This is a genomic window from Blautia segnis (genome assembly GCF_014287535.1).
GTDB classification, from domain to species: Bacteria; Bacillota; Clostridia; order Lachnospirales; family Lachnospiraceae; genus Blautia_A; species Blautia_A acetigignens.
In genome coordinates this window covers 57,656-74,973 of the sequence record NZ_JACOOT010000039.1, presented here as the reverse complement: position 1 = coordinate 74,973, position 17,318 = coordinate 57,656, and the positions used below count along the sequence as shown (strand labels likewise).

The 17,318-nt window shown below is 44.8% G+C and carries 17 protein-coding genes and 1 riboswitch; of the genes, 12 read left to right on the top strand and 5 right to left on the bottom strand.

Annotated elements, in window-relative coordinates; translation table 11 throughout:
* The first annotated feature begins 159 nt into the window (after positions 1 to 159).
* From H8S54_RS16695 to H8S54_RS16685, 3 genes are all read left to right on the top strand, one after another.
* Positions 160 to 996, top strand: coding sequence for a S8 family peptidase (locus tag H8S54_RS16695; protein WP_021924539.1), 837 nt, complete (start codon positions 160 to 162; stop codon positions 994 to 996).
* Between the two features lie 157 nt (positions 997 to 1,153).
* The gene (locus tag H8S54_RS16690) at positions 1,154 to 2,545 is read left to right on the top strand and encodes a hypothetical protein (RefSeq protein WP_021924538.1); all 1,392 of its coding nucleotides are present in this window, start codon (positions 1,154 to 1,156) and stop codon (positions 2,543 to 2,545) included.
* A gap of 237 nt (positions 2,546 to 2,782) precedes the next feature.
* The gene (locus H8S54_RS16685; protein ID WP_021924537.1) at positions 2,783 to 3,988 is read left to right on the top strand and encodes an NADP-dependent isocitrate dehydrogenase; all 1,206 of its coding nucleotides are present in this window, start codon (positions 2,783 to 2,785) and stop codon (positions 3,986 to 3,988) included.
* A gap of 79 nt (positions 3,989 to 4,067) precedes the next feature.
* Here H8S54_RS16685 and abc-f read toward each other — a convergent pair whose 3' ends face one another.
* On the bottom strand, positions 4,068 to 5,981 hold the full coding sequence (abc-f, locus tag H8S54_RS16680) for a ribosomal protection-like ABC-F family protein (RefSeq protein ID WP_117849743.1): 1,914 nt from the start codon (positions 5,979 to 5,981) through the stop codon (positions 4,068 to 4,070).
* Positions 5,982 to 6,561: 580 nt separating this feature from the next.
* Here abc-f and H8S54_RS18385 point away from each other — a divergent pair.
* A complete protein-coding gene (locus H8S54_RS18385) occupies positions 6,562 to 6,720 on the top strand; it encodes an MmcQ/YjbR family DNA-binding protein (protein WP_330385697.1) in 159 nt (52 codons plus the stop codon).
* Between the two features lie 5 nt (positions 6,721 to 6,725).
* Here the strand turns inward: H8S54_RS18385 and H8S54_RS19505 are convergent, their stop codons facing one another.
* From H8S54_RS19505 to H8S54_RS16665, 3 genes are read right to left on the bottom strand one after another with little or no spacing between them, the layout of a single operon-like run.
* Positions 6,726 to 6,824 carry an aspartate carbamoyltransferase regulatory subunit gene (locus H8S54_RS19505; protein WP_186901870.1) on the bottom strand — a complete coding sequence of 33 codons (99 nt, stop codon included), beginning with the start codon at positions 6,822 to 6,824 and terminating at the stop codon, positions 6,726 to 6,728.
* The gene (pyrB, locus tag H8S54_RS16670) at positions 6,824 to 7,765 is read right to left on the bottom strand and encodes an aspartate carbamoyltransferase (protein ID WP_117849748.1); all 942 of its coding nucleotides are present in this window, start codon (positions 7,763 to 7,765) and stop codon (positions 6,824 to 6,826) included. The genes H8S54_RS19505 and pyrB overlap by 1 nt, the downstream gene beginning before the upstream one ends.
* Positions 7,762 to 9,063, bottom strand: a complete 1,302-nt coding sequence (locus tag H8S54_RS16665; RefSeq protein WP_117849750.1) for an adenylosuccinate synthase — start codon at positions 9,061 to 9,063, stop codon at positions 7,762 to 7,764. Before H8S54_RS16665 ends, pyrB begins: the two co-directional genes overlap by 4 nt.
* 176 nt (positions 9,064 to 9,239) lie before the next feature.
* Between H8S54_RS16665 and H8S54_RS16660 the strand changes: the two genes are divergently transcribed.
* The 4 genes from H8S54_RS16660 to H8S54_RS16645 all read left to right on the top strand — a co-directional run bounded on the left by H8S54_RS16660 (position 9,240) and on the right by H8S54_RS16645 (position 12,995).
* Positions 9,240 to 10,133 (top strand): LysR family transcriptional regulator, encoded by an 894-nt coding sequence (locus H8S54_RS16660; RefSeq protein ID WP_186901869.1) that lies wholly within the window; start codon positions 9,240 to 9,242, stop codon positions 10,131 to 10,133.
* A 56-nt stretch (positions 10,134 to 10,189) separates the two neighbouring features.
* Positions 10,190 to 10,663, top strand: coding sequence for a DUF2284 domain-containing protein (locus H8S54_RS16655; RefSeq protein WP_117849756.1), 474 nt, complete (start codon positions 10,190 to 10,192; stop codon positions 10,661 to 10,663).
* A gap of 166 nt (positions 10,664 to 10,829) precedes the next feature.
* Complete coding sequence (locus H8S54_RS16650; protein WP_117849759.1) at positions 10,830 to 11,636, top strand: DUF4866 domain-containing protein; 807 nt, start codon at positions 10,830 to 10,832, stop codon at positions 11,634 to 11,636.
* Positions 11,637 to 11,663: 27 nt separating this feature from the next.
* Positions 11,664 to 12,995: a threonine/serine exporter family protein gene (locus H8S54_RS16645; protein WP_186901868.1), complete on the top strand. Its 1,332-nt coding sequence runs from the start codon at positions 11,664 to 11,666 to the stop codon at positions 12,993 to 12,995.
* Between the two features lie 215 nt (positions 12,996 to 13,210).
* On the opposite strand, the gene H8S54_RS19210 is transcribed toward H8S54_RS16645, so the two are convergent.
* Positions 13,211 to 13,315: a DUF6783 domain-containing protein gene (locus H8S54_RS19210; protein WP_317259455.1), complete on the bottom strand. Its 105-nt coding sequence runs from the start codon at positions 13,313 to 13,315 to the stop codon at positions 13,211 to 13,213.
* Here H8S54_RS19210 and H8S54_RS19205 point away from each other — a divergent pair.
* The 4 genes from H8S54_RS19205 to H8S54_RS16630 all read left to right on the top strand — a co-directional run bounded on the left by H8S54_RS19205 (position 13,286) and on the right by H8S54_RS16630 (position 17,217).
* A complete protein-coding gene (locus H8S54_RS19205) occupies positions 13,286 to 13,366 on the top strand; it encodes a DUF6783 domain-containing protein (RefSeq protein WP_317259456.1) in 81 nt (26 codons plus the stop codon). The two genes, H8S54_RS19210 and H8S54_RS19205, sit on opposite strands and share 30 nt — an antisense overlap.
* Positions 13,367 to 13,412: 46 nt before the next feature.
* A riboswitch (cyclic di-GMP riboswitch) is annotated at positions 13,413 to 13,488 on the top strand.
* A 391-nt stretch (positions 13,489 to 13,879) separates the two neighbouring features.
* Positions 13,880 to 14,122 (top strand): hypothetical protein, encoded by a 243-nt coding sequence (locus tag H8S54_RS18380; RefSeq protein ID WP_021926635.1) that lies wholly within the window; start codon positions 13,880 to 13,882, stop codon positions 14,120 to 14,122.
* The gene (locus H8S54_RS16635; protein ID WP_186901867.1) at positions 14,098 to 14,358 is read left to right on the top strand and encodes a response regulator; all 261 of its coding nucleotides are present in this window, start codon (positions 14,098 to 14,100) and stop codon (positions 14,356 to 14,358) included. Before H8S54_RS18380 ends, H8S54_RS16635 begins: the two co-directional genes overlap by 25 nt.
* A 33-nt stretch (positions 14,359 to 14,391) precedes the next feature.
* Entirely contained in the window at positions 14,392 to 17,217 is a 2,826-nt protein-coding gene (locus H8S54_RS16630) for an ATP-binding protein (RefSeq protein ID WP_186901866.1), read from the top strand.
* The last annotated feature ends 101 nt before the right edge of the window (positions 17,218 to 17,318 follow it).

Sequence of the window (17,318 nt, the reverse complement as noted above, 5' to 3'; positions counted from 1 at the left end):
CTCTTTCATCCCCTTGTTATAAGTAATTTCATTATACTATATGTATGCAGAAAAAGCGATAAAAATTTTTGAGAATTTCAAAAATTGTCTATAAATTTGACGCAGATTTGAAAATGCAAACATAATTTATTATAAGCTTTCTTTTTATTGGGGGAAATGATGGAAAAATCCTTTTATACGGGAAAAGGAGTCGGCGTTTGCATCCTGGATACCGGGATTTATGAGCATATAGATTTTGCAGGCAGGATCTGGGCGTTTTATGATTTTCTTTCTTTTAAAAGACGTCCTTATGACGACAACGGGCACGGCACTCATGTGGCAGGCCTGGCGGCAGGGGATGGCACTGCGTCCATGGGAAAATACAGGGGAGCGGCACCGGGATGCGGGATCATTGCCCTGAAGGTGTTGGACCGCTACGGAAACGGAAGCCAGGAGGACGTGCTGCGTGCCATCCGCTGGATCCGGGAGTACCGGCAGCAGTACCGAATTCGGGTGGTAAACATTTCCGTTGGCACCACCTGCAATTCCAAAAAGGATCATGTACGGCTTGTGGAAAGCGTGGAGCAGCTTTGGGATGAGGGCATGGTGGTGGTCACCGCGGCGGGCAACCAGGGTCCAAGGCCTGGCAGCATCACAGCACCAGGCAGCAGCAAAAAGGTGATCACAGTAGGCTCCAGCGACCTTCTGGAAGGGCGGAGCGCCATCTCCGGAAGAGGGCCTACCACAGAGTGCGTCTGCAAGCCAGATATCGTAGCGCCCGGAAACCGGATCATGTCCTGCGTCCCAGGCAAGCCGTTTTCCTACGGGGTGAAAAGCGGCACTTCCATGTCCACACCCCTGGTCACCGGCGCCATCGCCTGCGCCTTGGAAAAGGATCCCGCCCTTACCAACACGGATATCAAAACCATGCTGATGAACAGCGCAGACGACCTTGGCCTTCCCAGAAACCAGCAGGGCTGGGGACGGTTTAACCGCCGCCGTTTTCTTGGAATGTGAGGAGAATTGTTCCGAGCTTGATAAAGAATTATCACTTTACAGTATAAAAGTACTTGACTGAATCGCTTTAATTGAGTAAAATGGACAGCAAGTATAGTTTCAGAGCCGCTTTTTACAAAAGAAAAGTCAGGCCCCAGCCAACGAGGAGGAAATATCAATGGAAAATAGACGTGTTTCAATGAACCGCCACACTAATCTGCTTCAGTTAGAGGAGCATATGTACCCGCTTGTGGATGTTACCACTCCTAACGTATTCCGAAATCTTTTTCCATATTCCGAAGTACCGAAGATTGCGTTCAACGACAGGGTTGTACCGCATCATATGCCAGATGACATCTGGATCACAGACACCACATTCCGTGATGGACAGCAGTCCAGAGCACCGTACAGCACTGAGCAGATCGTAAGGATCTACGATTATCTGCATAAGCTTGGCGGACCGGAAGGAAGAATCCGTGCTTCCGAGTTTTTCCTTTACAGCAAAAAGGATAGGGATGCAGTAGAGAAATGTATGGAGAGAGGCTACGAGTTCCCGGAGGTTACCAGCTGGATCCGTGCCAACAAGAAAGACTTCCAGCTTGTCCGCGATATGGGTATGAGAGAAACCGGTATCCTGGTAAGCTGCTCTGATTATCATATTTTCTATAAGATGAAAATGACCCGTAAGCAGGCCATGGAGCATTATTTAAGCATTGTCAAGGAGTGCCTGGAAATCGGCGTTTCCGTGCGCTGCCACCTGGAGGACATTACAAGAGCAGATATCTACGGTTATGTCATCCCATTCTGCCTGGAGCTGATGAAGCTTCGCCAGCAGTACGGCATTCCGGTTAAGGTTCGCTGCTGCGATACCATGGGCTACGGCGTCAACTATCCTGGTGCCGTGATCCCACGTTCCGTACCTGGTATTATCTATGGTATTATGGTTCATGCGGGCGTGCCTTCCGAGCTGATTGAGTGGCACGGACACAATGATTTCTACAAGGCAGTGAGCAACTCCACCACAGCATGGCTGTACGGTGCCTGCGGCGTCAACACTTCCTTATTTGGTATTGGCGAGCGTACCGGAAATACACCTCTTGAGGCTATGGTATTTGAGTATGCACAGCTTCGCGGAAACCTTGGCGGCATGGATACCACGGTGATCACCGAGCTGGCAGAGTACTATGAGAAAGAGATCGGCTACCACATTCCGGAGAGAACACCTTTCGTAGGCAAGAACTTCAACGTAACAAGAGCCGGCATCCACGCAGACGGTCTTCTGAAAAACGAGGAAATCTACAACGTATTTGACACTGAGAAATTCCTGAACCGCCCGGTTGAGGTCGCCGTATCCAACACCTCCGGAGCAGCCGGAATCGCCCACTGGATCGACAGCCACTACCGCCTGAAAGGGGAGCAGAAGGTTGACAAGAACAGCGAGCTCGTGAAAATGATCAAAGCCTGGGTAGACAAACAGTACGAGGAAGGACGTGTGACCGTGCTCTGCGACGAGGAGCTTGAGAACATCGTGGCAGAGACTTGCACACGCCTTGGAATTACGTTAAAATAAAATGAAATGAGTGTCAAAAAGGCTTTTGCCACTCATTTGATACCCCGGATTGCTCCGCCGCTATGCGGCTCCCGCAATCCTCCAAATATGAGAAATCCGCTGATTTACTACGTAAATCGCTACTTTCTCATATTTGGCGTGTCGCAAGTTCAAACGCCTTATCGTGCAAGCACGAACGGCTTTTTGACCTTTTGACACTGGTATCATTAAATTACACTTCATATTTAGGAGGATATAATGGGAAAAATTCAGATGCAGACCCCTCTTGTTGAGATGGACGGGGATGAGATGACCAGAATTCTGTGGCAGATGATCAAGGATGAGCTTCTTCTTCCTTTTGTAGATCTGAAGACAGAGTATTATGATCTTGGACTGGAATACAGAAATGAGACAGACGACCAGGTTACCGTAGACGCAGCAGAAGCCACCAAGAAATACGGCGTAGCAGTCAAATGCGCGACCATCACCCCCAACAAGGCCAGAATGTCTGAGTATGACCTGAAGAAAATGTATAAAAGCCCCAACGGAACCATCCGTGCCATCTTAGACGGAACTGTTTTCCGTGCACCCATCGTGGTAAAGGGCATTGAGCCATGCGTCAAGAACTGGAAGAAGCCAATTACCATTGCACGTCACGCTTACGGTGATGTTTACAAGAACACAGAAATGTACATCGACAAGCCAGGAGATGCCATGCTGGTATTTAAAGGAGCAGACGGCGAGGAGAGAAGCGAGCTGATCCATCACTTTGACGCTCCGGGTGTGATCCAGGGCGTTCACAACCTTGACAAATCCATTGAAAGCTTTGCAAGATGCTGCTTTAACTACGCACTGGATACCAAACAGGATTTGTGGTTCGGCGGCAAGGATACCATCTCCAAGACCTACGATGGCAGATTTAAAGAGATTTTCCATGACATCTTCGAGGCAGAGTTCAAGGAGAAATTCCAGGCAGCAGGCATCACTTTCTTCTACAGCCTGATCGATGACGTAGTTGCCCGTGTTATGAAAGCAGAGGGCGGATTTATCTGGGCATGCAAGAACTATGACGGAGATGTTATGAGCGACATGATCTCCTCCGCATTTGGTTCCCTTGCCATGATGACCTCTGTTCTGGTTTCCCCGGACGGCTACTATGAGTATGAGGCTGCACATGGAACTGTTCAGAGACATTATTACCGTTATCTGAAGGGAGAGGAAACCTCCACCAACTCCGTTGCCACTATCTTTGCGTGGACAGGAGCACTTAGAAAGCGTGGAGAGCTGGACAATAACAAGGAGCTTATGGAGTTTGCCGATAAGCTTGAGAAGGCAACCCTTTCCGTGATTGAAGGCGGTCAGATGACCAAGGATCTGGCACTTATTACTACCTTAAAGGATGTAAAGGTTCTCAACAGCCGCGAATTTATTGTGGCAATCAGAGAGAAGCTTGAGAATATGTAAAAAGAAAACAGGAGCAGCTTTGGAAAATGAATTCCAATTCTGCTCCTGCTTTTCTTTGTATAAAAGGAGACTGGCAGTTTTACGCCAGCTCCTCCCATCTCTCATAAAGCCCTTCCAGTTCTTCTGCAATTGCCGCTTTTTCCCTGCTTAATTTGGTGCATTCGGCTACATTGGTACAAACATCCGGAAGAACCATAGTCTCGTCAATTTCCTTGTCCCTGGTTTCCAGCTCCTCAATGCGAGCCTCCACCTTCTTAAGCTCATTCTCACGCTTACGCTTTAGAGCCTGCTCCTCTTTTTGCTGTTGCCAGGTCAGCTTGGTTTCAGAAACCGCTTCCTTTATCTCTTGTGCAGCAGTTTCCTGTGCAGGAGCATAGATCTGGGTCATTTCATCCTTCTTTTCCAGATAGTAATCGTAATCCCCAATGTAATTTACAATGGCCTGATTGGTCAGATCCATGATCCTGGTAGCTGTCTGGTTAATAAAATAACGGTCATGGGAAACATACAGCACCGTACCGGTATAGCTGTTCAGTGCCTCCTCAAGGATCTCCTTGGAAGCAATATCCAGATGGTTGGTAGGCTCATCCAGGATCAGGAAGTTCGCCTCGGAAAGCATAAGCTTGGCAAGGGAAACACGACCACGCTCGCCACCGGATAAAGAAGAAATCAGCTTAAACACATCATCCCCTGTGAAAAGGAAGGCTGCAAGCATATTGCGGATTTCTGTCTCAGTCAGAGTCGGATAGGTGTCAGAAATCTCCTGGAAAATAGTTTTCTCCATATGAAGCACATGGTGCTCCTGATCATAGTATCCGATCTGCACCTTGGAGCCAAGGGCAAAACGACCTGCATCAGCCTCCACGATTCCGTTGAGAATCTTCAAAATGGTGGTCTTGCCAGTTCCGTTGTTTCCAATAAGAGCCACACGCTCTCCACGCTTGATCTCAAAGCTGATATCCGTAAACAGGATCTGTCCCGGGAATGCCTTGGAAAGGCCTTCTACAGTAAGCACATCATTTCCGCTGATAAATCTTGGTTCCAGGGAAATGCGCATCTGGTTGTCAATTTCAACAGGCTTTTCGATCCTCTGGATCTTATCCAGCATTTTCACACGGCTCTCTGCTCGCTTAATGGATTTCTCCCGGTTAAAGGAGCGCAGCTTTGTGATAACTGCTTCCTGATGCTTGATTTCACGCTGCTGGTTCAGATAGGCCTTGTACTGGGCATCGCGAAGCATGGCCTTCTTAAGGGCGTAGGCGGAATAATTGCCATCGTACATGCGCATCTGTCCGGCTTCGATCTCCACGATTTTGGTAACCACCTTATCCAGGAAATAACGGTCGTGGGAAACGATAAATACGGCTCCTGGATAGTTGAGAAGATAGGTTTCCAGCCAGGCAATGCTCTCCATATCCAGATGGTTGGTAGGCTCATCCAGAAGCAGGATGTCCGGCTTGGAAATCAGAAGCTTGCCAAGAGCCACACGGGTTTTCTGACCACCTGAAAGGTTCTCAATCTGCTTGCTGTAATCCTCTTCCTCAAAGCCAAGACCCTTAAGCACGCCTACGATCTCGCTTTTGTAGGCGTAGCCGTTCTCCAGCTCGAACTGATGGGTCAGACGGGTATAGCTGTTCATAAGGCTCTCCAGCTTTTCTCCGGCCACATATTTCATTTCCTGCTCAAGGGTACGGATCTTCTCCTCCATATCCAGAATGTACTGCTTGGTGGTCAACAGCTCTTCGTAGATGGTGTGATGGCCGTGAATGTCCTGATACTGGGCAAGATAGCCAATCTTTTTGTCCTTTGCAATAACCACATTACCGGAATCTGCGGAAATCTCCTGCATGATAATGCGAAGGAGAGTGGTCTTTCCGGCACCGTTATTGCCGATCAGGGCAGCCTTTTCCCGTTCTTCTATGTGAAAAGAGGCATCCTGCAAAATGACCTTCTCCCCAAAGGATTTGCAGATGCTCTGACATGATAAAATCATAAGTTCCTCCTTAACTGTAGGTGCTGGATGTGGGCAGATATAATCATTCCTGCCGTCATCCAGACCCTTATTCTTAATATTATACTTGAAATCCTGCATTTTTGAAAGAATAATTGTCGAATTACAAAAAAATATGCAAAAATTTGTAAGACTGCACAAGTAATCCCATGAAAGCACTGAAAAATATAGTATTTCTGCATTTTCTGCTTATTACAAACTTATCGCCATTTATCGTAAAATATCGTATTTTGATGTTAAATTGGTGTAGTAATTGGTACAGTAACGGAAAATCAGATAGCTTTTATGCTCTTTTTTTGTCCTTTTTTCTAAATTACACATGAAGTTTATGTGATAGGCAAAAAGTTATCTATGAGAAAATTAGCTTTAAGCGATGAAAATTTGTATAAACAAAAAGTTACACAAAATATAAGCACATTTAGAAATATAATATTAGCAATAATTGTATGTACTGAAGATAGGTAGGTCTGTTTAGGATTGCCCTTTATAGAATTAGAAATTGAAGAATTTCCACCTGTTTTTATAGGGAGACATTAATTATGGAAAATCTAAATGCTTTTCTTTGACACAGTTTATCGCGCAAACCTATGGGATTATGCCAGGGTACCACATGAATAAGGCGCATTGGATATCTGTGATATTAGATTGCTCTGTTGGAGATGGTAAAACGCTGGATTTTTTAGATATGAGTTATGATTTAACTGATACGGGAAGAAAATAATTTTTTTAAATACCCTTTAGGAATAGAAATAAACCTAAAGGGTATTTTCCAGCCGGGATATGGTCGATCACAATTCCGTTTTGGATAGATTCAATCTTTAACATTACAGCACCGTCCTTCCTGTCAGCGGATCCGGGACTTCAAGCAGAGCCATGATCAATGCCATACGGATATATTTTCCGTTCTGCACCTGGTCAAAATAAGCGGCTCTTGGATCCTGGTCCACGTCTGTGGCAATTTCGTCCACCCTTGGGAGAGGATGGAGAACCGGCATATCCGGCTGTGCCAGATTTAACTTTTCCTGGTTCAAAATATAGGTATCCTTTAACCGGACATAATCTTCCTCGTTAAAGAAACGCTCTTTTTGAACCCTTGTCATATAGAGCACGTCCAGCTTTGGAAGGGTTTCCTCCAGACTGGTGACTTCTTTGTAAAAAGACTGGTTTGGCTTTAACGTTTCTTCAACTACGTAATCCGGAATCTTAAGCTCCTCCGGGGAGATGAAGTAGAACTCATTTCCAGGATGACGTACCAGGCTGTTTACCAGGGAATGCACGGTTCGTCCAAATTTCAGGTCACCGCAAAAGCCTACTGTTAAATGATCCAGATGCCCTTTTCTCTGGCGGATGGTCATAAGATCAATCAGTGTCTGGGTAGGATGGTTATGTCCTCCATCACCGGCATTGATAACAGGTACTGTGGCGTACATGGATGCGCGAAGGGGTGCACCTTCCTTGGGATGGCGCATTGCAATGATATCTGCATAGCAGCTTACCACCCGGGCAGTATCCGCTACCGTTTCTCCTTTTGTGGCACTGGACTGTTCAGCCCCGGCAAAGCCAAGGGCTTTTCCGCCAAGGCTTAGCATGGCAGATTCAAAGGAAAGACGGGTTCTGGTACTTGGCTCATAAAAAAGAGTGGCAATCTTTTTCCCATCTGCCACATGGCTGTACACTTCCGGATTTTCTGCAATGCGGTCTGCCAAATCCAGAACTTTTGTAGTTTCTTCAAGGGTAAAATCAAGTGGATCGATCAAATGTCTCATAACCAGGCTCCTTTTGTTAAAAACTGATCCCGTCTGGCTCCGACGGAAATAAACTGGATCTCATGGTTCAAAAGCTGTTCCAGAATACGGATGTAGGATTTGGCCTTCTCCGGAAGCTCATCATAAGTCCGGCAGCTGGAAATATCGCAATCCCAGCCCGGGAGCATTTCTATTACCGGCGTATAACTTTCCAGTTCCTCCATAGGATCAAAGTCCATTACTATAACTCCATCCTGTTTGTAGCCTGTAATCACAGGAATCTCTTTCATGGAACTTAACACATCCATTTTGGTCAGTGCAATTATATCTGCATTCTGGCATTTTAATCCATAACGGCTGGCTACGGCATCAAAGGGCCCAACCCTGCGGGGACGGCCTGTGGCAGCACCATATTCGCCGCCCGCTTTTCGAAGCTCTTCTTCCCAGGCATCGGACATTGCTTTTTCTGCTACAAAGGGACCGGCACCAACACAGGTAGAATATGCTTTTAAAACGCCCACCACATGATCCAGGGATTTTCCCGGAATTCCGGCACCGATAGGGCCATAGGCAGAAATGGTAGAGGAACTTGAGGTATAGGGGAAAATACCATAATCAATATCCCTCATGGCGCCAAGCTGGGCTTCCAGCACTACCTTTTTGTCCTCTGACAGTGCCTGTTCCAGAAACTCACCCGTGTCTGCAATATAGGGACCAAAGAGTTCAGCCTGTTCCTCACACCAGGTAAGAAGTGCAGGGTAGGACATGGGCTCCTGATGGTAGCAGCCTGCAAGCTCCAGGTTCTTTGCCTCCAGCATGGTTTTTAATCTGGCTTTTACGGAATCCTCTTTTAAATGCAGCAGATCCCCAAGACGAAGGGTTTTCTTACGGTACTTGTCACTGTAGGCATAGGCGATTCCACGGCGGGTAGAGCCAAAGGCGCTGTCGGTTTTTGCCAGCCGGTTTTCTTCTAACTCATCCTGTACCTTGTGCCATGGCATGGAGATCGTGGCACGCTTTGAAAGCTTCAGATGATCCGGTGTAACCCGGATTCCTTTTTTCTCTATTTCATGGATTTCCCGGGAAAGATGTTCCAGATCGACTACCATTCCGTCCCCGAGGACACATACCACACCTGGATGTAAGATACCAGATGGGAGAAGATTTAAGACAAATTTACCCTGGTCGGTGACCACTGTGTGACCTGCGTTGTTGCCGCCCTGGTAGCGGACGACCACATCTGCCTGCTCCGCTAAAAGATCGATCACACGTCCTTTTCCTTCATCGCCCCAGTTAATACCGGTTACTGCTGTAAGCATTTGTTCCTCCTTTGAAAACTGTCCGGGCTGCCATATTACAATGAACAGCTTTTGGCCCTGTCACAGTGTTCTTTTTTATTCGGGTACATAATACGCTTGACGCAGGAATAAGTAAAAACTATAATTGATATAGTTGGAATAAACATATGATATGTCAAAAGAAAAGGAAAAATATTATGGACGTAAATTTCGAATATTACAAAATTTTTTATTATGTGGCAAAATACCACAACTTTACCAAGGCAGCCCAGGCTTTAAACAACAGCCAGCCTAACATCACCCGGGCCATGAACTGTCTGGAACAGCAGCTGAATACCACTTTATTTATCCGTACTAACCGTGGGGTACAGCTTACCCCGGAAGGAGAACGGCTTTATACCCATGTGCTTGGTGCAATGGAGCAGTTCCAGGTTGCAGAAGAGGAGCTGGCGGACAGCTCCGGGCTTTCCCACGGAAGTGTAGCCATTGGCGCCAGTGAAACTGCCCTGAATATTTTTCTGTTAGACAAATTAAAAAACTTCCATATGACTTATCCGGGAATCCGGCTGAAGCTTTATAACCATTCTACCCCGGAAGCCATTGAATCCGTAAAAAGTGGAAAGATCGATTTTGCAGTAGTTTCCACTCCGGCAGAGGTGGATTCCCCGTTGAAACAGATCATGCTCATGCCCTTCCAGGAGATCCTGGTTGGCGGTACCACGTTTACCGCCCTTGGAAGCCAGGAGCTTTCTCTTCGGGAGGTAAAGAACTATCCGCTGATTTCTCTTGGACGGGAAACTATGACCTATAAATTTTACAACAGTGTATTTTTATCCCATGGCCTGGATCTTTCCCCGGATACGGAAGCCGCCACTGCGGACCAGATCCTGCCGCTGGTAAAATGTGAACTTGGCCTTGCCTTTTTGCCCCAGCCAATGGCAGCCCCATCCCTTCTGAAAAAAGAAATCGTACAGATCCCACTAAAAGACGAAATCCCGGAGCGTCAGATCTGTCTGGTGTATGACAGCCAGCATCCTATGGGCGCTGCGGCAAGGGAATTAAAAAACACAATTGTAGCTGGGCGGGTTTAAAACCAGCGTATGGAGAAAATTTTAGTGAGTTGTAAAAAACTTGGAGGAGGTATCCTATGGATTACATCAAAGAAGCAAAAAAACTTGGGTTTTCAAATGCGGCAATCATGGATACACAAAAACTTGTGTTCAAACCGGAATATCGAAAGTTTTGTGAAGAAAATCAGTGTGGATGTTACAACGTGAATCCCGCCTGTCCACCTGAATGCGGAACAGTAGAATCTATGAAACAAAGGGTATTCGCCTATGAAAAAGCGCTTATTCTCCAGACGATACAAAACAAGGATATGGACTACAAAATGGCGAAGCTTGCGCACAATAAACTCACCGAACAGCTGGCCTCTAAAATAATGGAATCTGGAAATACAGACCTGCTGATCATGTCCGCTGGTCCTTACAGGCACCATTCCTGCATGTCCGCCTACTGTGTTGATGCCCAGGAAATGGCAGATGCGGTGGGAATGATCTGCTGGGGGACCGATGATAAGATACGGTATTTTTCACAAATTTTATTTCATGGAAACTTGTAATGGAAAACACATACAACGGTCAATGATATGGCAGACATAAAAATATGATATGAAAGAGAAAATTTTCATTCTATTGCGGTATGACTATAACAATGCTATAATCCCTCCTGAAAAGAGATAAGTACAGCTCTCATCATGATCCAAACAGAAAAAGAGGCGTTTTAGTATGAAAACAGTTTTACCAAGAGAACATGCTGTAGAAGATATTTTTTCCAAAATCCTGGCTTCCCCGGAGGCATCAAGAAGACTTCGTGAAGTGTTTTACCAGTATCTGGATGATGAACATATGCTGGTGGATGAGGATCCGGACCACTTTTTGCAGGTACTCTTTCACGCTTACCAGAACGGGGATGTAAGTGCCCTTCTTCTGGAATTGTGCGGAAAAAGTATGTTTGATCTGCTCCGCGAAGCCTATCTGATCCCAAGAAAATTCCACGGAAAGGCAGGAGAGAATCCGGTCCTTCTTACCAATGTGGAAGGAGAGCTTCTTAAAGATGCTGGAAAGATGGTTTCCGCCCATGACTATGGAAAATTTAAGGAAACCTTTGACCGGCATGAATGTGTACCAAGATCCAGACTTTACCTGGCAGATGGATATGACATTGTACGCTCTTACACGGATGGGCTGGAAATTAAAGAGGAAAAAGAAGAGCGCCAGCGTGGGATTTTAATCCTCTATGCACTTCCGGATACCTGCAAGCTGGGGCTTACAGAGGCGCAGGCCTATGCGGTTGTATGGAAGACTTTCCAGGAGATCCAGCAGGCAGCACCCCGTGCAGTGGTTTTTTATGGACAGGAGACCGGCGTAAAAAAAGAAAATCCAGAGAAACCCTTTGATGAACTTGGCGTTTTGCTTCCCATCCATGAATTTGAAAAGAAAATGCTCCAGCATATGGAGGAAATTGACGGGATCGTCCTTGCCTGCAGGGAGCGGATGATGGAACTTGCAGGAAATGACAGCCTGAAATTATAAAGGGACTTTTCGGAAGGAAGTGGGCTTATGCAGCCAGAGATGGTCAGAAAAAATCATATGGACGTGGAGTGGCATGAATACACCGATGCAAATGGCCAAAATACCCCCGTTATAAATGCAAGCATCACCGAAAAGGCTTCCATTATCGGACGTGTGGGGATCATGTTTTTATCCTGTGGGACTGGAGCCTGGAGGGTCCGAAGCTCCATGAATGCCCTGGCCGAAGCAATGGGAATTACCTGTACCGCAGATATCGGACTGATGTCCATTGAGTACACCTGTTTTGACGGGGAAAACGGCTTTACCCAGTCTTTATGCCTTACCAATACAGGGGTGAATACGTCAAAGCTGAACCGGCTGGAGCATTTTATCCGTAACTTTGAAACAGAGGGAAAAAACATGTCCGGGGAAGAGCTTCACAGCTATCTGGATGAGATTGAAAGGATCCATGGCCTTTATTCCCCGGCAGCCCTGGGACTGGCTGCCGCCATTGCATGCTGTGGATTTACCTTTCTTTTAGGCGGAGGACCAGTAGAGATGTTTTGTGCTTTTATTGGAGCAGGACTTGGAAATTTCCTTCGCTGCAAGCTGACCAAGCATCATTTTACTTTGTTTCTGGGTATTGTTACATCTGTCTCCCTGGCATGCTTTGTATATGCAGGATTATTAAAATTAGGGGAAATCCTGTTTGGGATTTCCATTCAGCATGAAGCAGGATATATCTGTGCCATGCTTTTTATCATCCCTGGCTTCCCCTTTATTACCAGCGGAATCGACCTGGCAAAGCTGGATATGCGTTCTGGTATGGAAAGGCTTACTTATGCACTGATTATTGTCCTGGTAGCCACTATGTCTGCCTGGATCATGGCCATGCTTCTTCACTTACAGCCGGTGGATTTTATAAAGATCCATATGTCTGCTGCAATGTGGATTCTCACACGGCTTATTGCAAGCTTTTTCGGCGTGTTCGGTTTCTCCATCATGTTTAACAGTCCGGTAAGGCTTGCCTGTTCTACGGCAGTACTTGGTGCAATTGCAAATACCCTGCGGCTGGAGCTTGTGGATCTCGCCACCTTACCTCCGGCAGTGGCCGCATTTATCGGAGCTCTGACAGCTGGGCTTCTGGCCTCCCTTCTGAAAAATAAGGTGGGCTATCCAAGGATTTCCGTGACAGTGCCTTCTATTGTGATCATGGTACCGGGGCTTTATTTATACCGTGGATTTTATAACCTTGGAATCATGTCCTTATCCCTTTCCGCATCCTGGTTTGCAGCTGCGCTTCTGATCATTGCAGCACTTCCGCTGGGACTGATCTTTGCAAGGATTTTGACAGATAAGGCGTTTCGGTATTGTACCTGACTTGAATTGCAAACAGGTGCAAGCTGCTAAACCGGTCCGGCAAAAGGAGGTGGCTGATATGTTAAGTATGATTTCCTATGCTGAAGAAAACGGCGAAAAAAAGGCGAAAACCGCTTAGGGACGCTTATGAATATGATAGAGAAGTATATTGCGGATAAAATAACATCTTTATGTGAAAAACGTGATATCAGTAAATACAGATTATCACAGTTTTTTCAGGAAGGTAATTCGGAGAATCTGACAGAAAAACAGAAAGAAGTTCTAAGGGTTTGAAAAATCATTCCTGCAATCTGCACGCCCCACTTTGCGGTATATTTCACCCGAATTCGGCCTACGTAGCCCGGATGTTTTCCTTGTGCAAAGCGGAGTAAGGGGGTATAATAAAATCAGTTTTTTGTATAATTTTAAAAGCTATAATAAGGAAATCGGCAAACCAGATGAAAATTTGGGACGCAAAGCTACAGGACCTGTAAAATGGTAGCCAGTTGCATAAAGTGAGGTGCACTGTCTGTTTGGCAGTGCTTTTATTATAACATGAATTATTAATAGTACATGATAGGTAATTGCGAAACAAGTTCGCAATCCTGATTAAAAAGCGGTAAGAATCCTGCAACGCAGAATTCTTAAGATGAAAAGTAGGTGCTTTTAAATTTAGACATGACTAAAAGACTTCCCAGATAAACTGCGAAGTCATGAGATGGATGCTTTTGTATCTCTGGAGGAATCCATCTGGTCTGAATAGGGAATATCTTCGGTTACTACTATTGGCAAATCGGGCATATATTTTGCAATAAATAAAGAGTCCTTTTTTTAAGGCAGATCTGTATAAGAAGTACTTTACGCTTGAGTATAATCGGAGTCTTACAGGCGGAGAAAAATCCTGGGTGAAAGAAAAACTTACGGGTATGCTGGCAGAATATATCTCTTATGCCAAAGACTGTCTGGGGAATCAGACACTGAAATTTAAGATACAGGACTGCAATGATTATGATGAAATGCTTCAGGCACTGATATATGATAACGATCAAGACTTCAAGAGTGTTCCACTTACAAATATACTCGTACTTTTAAGAAAGGCAAGAAAAGCAGAAGCTGTCGCAAAATGTCATCGGGAACTTATGATCTGATACTTATGGATATCCAGATGCCAAACATGGATGGCTATCAGGCAACCCAGTGTATCCGGCATTTAAATGATAAAAAGAAGGCAGAGATCCCGATCATTGCCATGACAGCAAATGCTTTTGAGGAAGACAAAAAAAGAGCATTTGATGCGGGCATGAATGAACATATAGCGAAACCCATTGATATTGAGAAACTGAGAGTGGCCATTCTTTCTGTATTGAATAAACAGAAAAACTGACAGACTGGGAAGAACAACAGCAGGATAATAAAGATGAAAAGAATAAATAAAAAGATAGGAAAAAATAAGAATAAAAGATTATGTTTGAGCATTTTTGCAATTATTATGCTGCTTTTTGTATCAGCTTCTGTTTATGCGTCGGAGATAAAAAGTGACGGGGAAACAACTCAGGCAATGGAAGAAGAAAATAAAACCGTGAGAGTCGGGTATTTTCCATATTCCAATTTTCAGGAAGGCGGTTCCGGGGAACACAAGCAGGGAGCAGGCTATGAGTATCTTCAGAAAATTTCTTATATAACCGGCTGGAAGTATGAATATGTCTATGCTTCCTTTAAAGAGTGCCTGGATATGCTGGAAGCTGGAGAAATAGATATACTTGGAAATGTCAGTTATACACAGGAAAGAGCAGAAGCTATCAATTTTTCTTCTTATGAGGAGCTAACGGAACGATACTGGATCTATACCAGGGAGGACCATGCGGACCTTACGGATGGTGATCTAAAGCAGATAAATGGCTGCCGTATCGGTGTTGCAGATGGAAGCTATCAGAAAGAACTTCTGGAAAAATGGCTGGACAGCAATCAGATCCAGGCAGAGGTTGTTGCCTGTAAAGGCTATGATGAAATGATAGAAAAACTGGATGCAGATGAACTGGAGGCTCTTGTGATTCCGGCACTGTCTGTCAACAGCGATTTTATTGCCATTGCCAATATCGGGGCAAGTGACTGTTATTTTGGTGTATCAAAATCCAGACCAGATCTGTTAAAGGAATTAAATTCTGCCCTGGAAGAAATCAACAACACAGAAACGGACTACAGCAGCAAGCTGTATGCCCGTTATGAAGGAAAAGCGGTCATAAATTATGCACTCAACAAGGAAGAAAAACAATGGCTGGATGCACATGAAAATACAATCCGTGTGGGATATCTAAAGGATAATCTTCCTTTTTGCGGTGAAGAAAATGGGAAACTGACAGGAATCCTTGGAACCGTTTTGAACACTGTCCAGGAAAAATATGAAATCACGATCAAGGCAGTTCCCTGTTCCACGGGAGTGCAGATGAACGAGGCATTGCAATCTGGTGAAATAGATATTGCCGGTCCTATCATTCAGGATCTTTATATGCAGGAACAGTTTCAGGTGGTTTTGACGGATGTAATCTTTGATATTACGCCGGTTGTTATTTACCAGGGGAAAGAATATAGCAGCAGTCTCTCTGCAATCGCAGCGACAGAGACCTCACTGTATTCGGAATTGATGGTGTCCCTTCTTTTTCCAGATGCAGAGATCAAACAATATGACACACAAGAGGAATGCCTGGAGGCAGTAGCAAAGGGAAAAGTAGGAGCAACGGTTATTCCCTCTTCAAAAATCAATCTTCTTAATGAAAGTCCACTGACCAAAAGTCTGTCATTTGCAGAAATGGCAAAACGGCAGGAATTAGCGATGTTTACAACGAGAGGAAACAGAAGAGCAGCTACCATTATCAATAAAGCAATTGAGCAGTCATCCAATATTTTAAATGGCGTTGTCCTTGCGCAGAATTCCGTTTCAGAAAAGAAAATGACCTTGCAGGATGTCCTTGCAGAGTATGCCGACTTCGCTATCGGAATTTCATTTGTGATTATTTTTGTACTGCTTCTTCTGGTCTATTTCCTTTCCGTAAGCAGGAAAAAACAAATGGAAGCGTTGAAAGAAGCACAGAATGCAAATGCGGCGAATATTGCAAAAACAACATTCCTGAACCATATGTCCCATGACATCAGGACACCAATGAATGCAATTGTCGGATTTACAGATATTGCCCTGAAGAGGAAGCCGGACGAAGAAGTGGAGAATTGTCTGAAAAAGATCAGGCAGAGTTCCGAATATCTGATGACACTGATCAACGATGTGTTGGATATCAGCCGCATTGAAAGTGGTAAACTGGAATATAAACCAGTACCGGTAGATCTCAGGGATATGATAAATACTGTTTTGTCGATTGCAAGGGGATATATGGAAAACCGTGACCTTAATTTTTATGTTTCAAGAGAAGAACTTAAAAACCCCTATGTAATGGCAGATGAACTCAGAATCAGGGAAGTATTGCTCAACATTATCAGCAATGCAGTCAAATTTACAAAAGACGGAGGCACTATTTCATTTATTGCAGAAAACAGTCTGGGTAATGATGAGCACCATATAATCGTGCGCTATCGTATATCGGATACCGGAATTGGTATGAGTGAGGAATTCCAGGCAAGAATATTTGATGAGTTCAGTCAGGAAAATGATGGAGCAAGAACCAGTTATAAGGGAACCGGACTGGGAATGGCCATTGCCAAACAGTATGTAAATCTTATGGGTGGGAAAATTGAAGTCAGCAGCAGACAAGGTATTGGCTCAACCTTTACGGTAGAAATCCCCCTGCTTATAGCAGAACAGGTATTGACTGAAAAGGAAGAAAATTTAAGGAAAGATATGGATTTACAGGGTTTGCATGTTCTTTTGGCAGAGGACAATGATTTAAATGCGGAGATAGCAGTAGTTTTATTGGAAGAAAAAGGGATGGTTGTAACCAGGACTGTAGATGGCAAATCTGCTCTGACACAGTTTTGCAATACAGCTCCCGGGACTTTTGATCTGATCTTGATGGATATTATGATGCCGGAAATGAATGGATATGAATCGACAAAAGCCATCCGAAATCTGCCGGACCGTCCGGACGGAAAGAAAATACCTATTATTGCAATGACGGCAAATGCATTTGCAGAGGATGTACAGGCTGCTTTGAATGCCGGGATGAATGATCATGTGGCCAAGCCAGTTGATATGGAGATTCTGATATCTGTCATCACAAAATATATAGAACGATGATTCAGGTGTTAAAAATGGATTGAAAATTTCACATGGAATGGAGCTTGAATATTTGGTACTAAAAAGTGGACGATTTCGATCATTTAGTTGCGATAGTAATA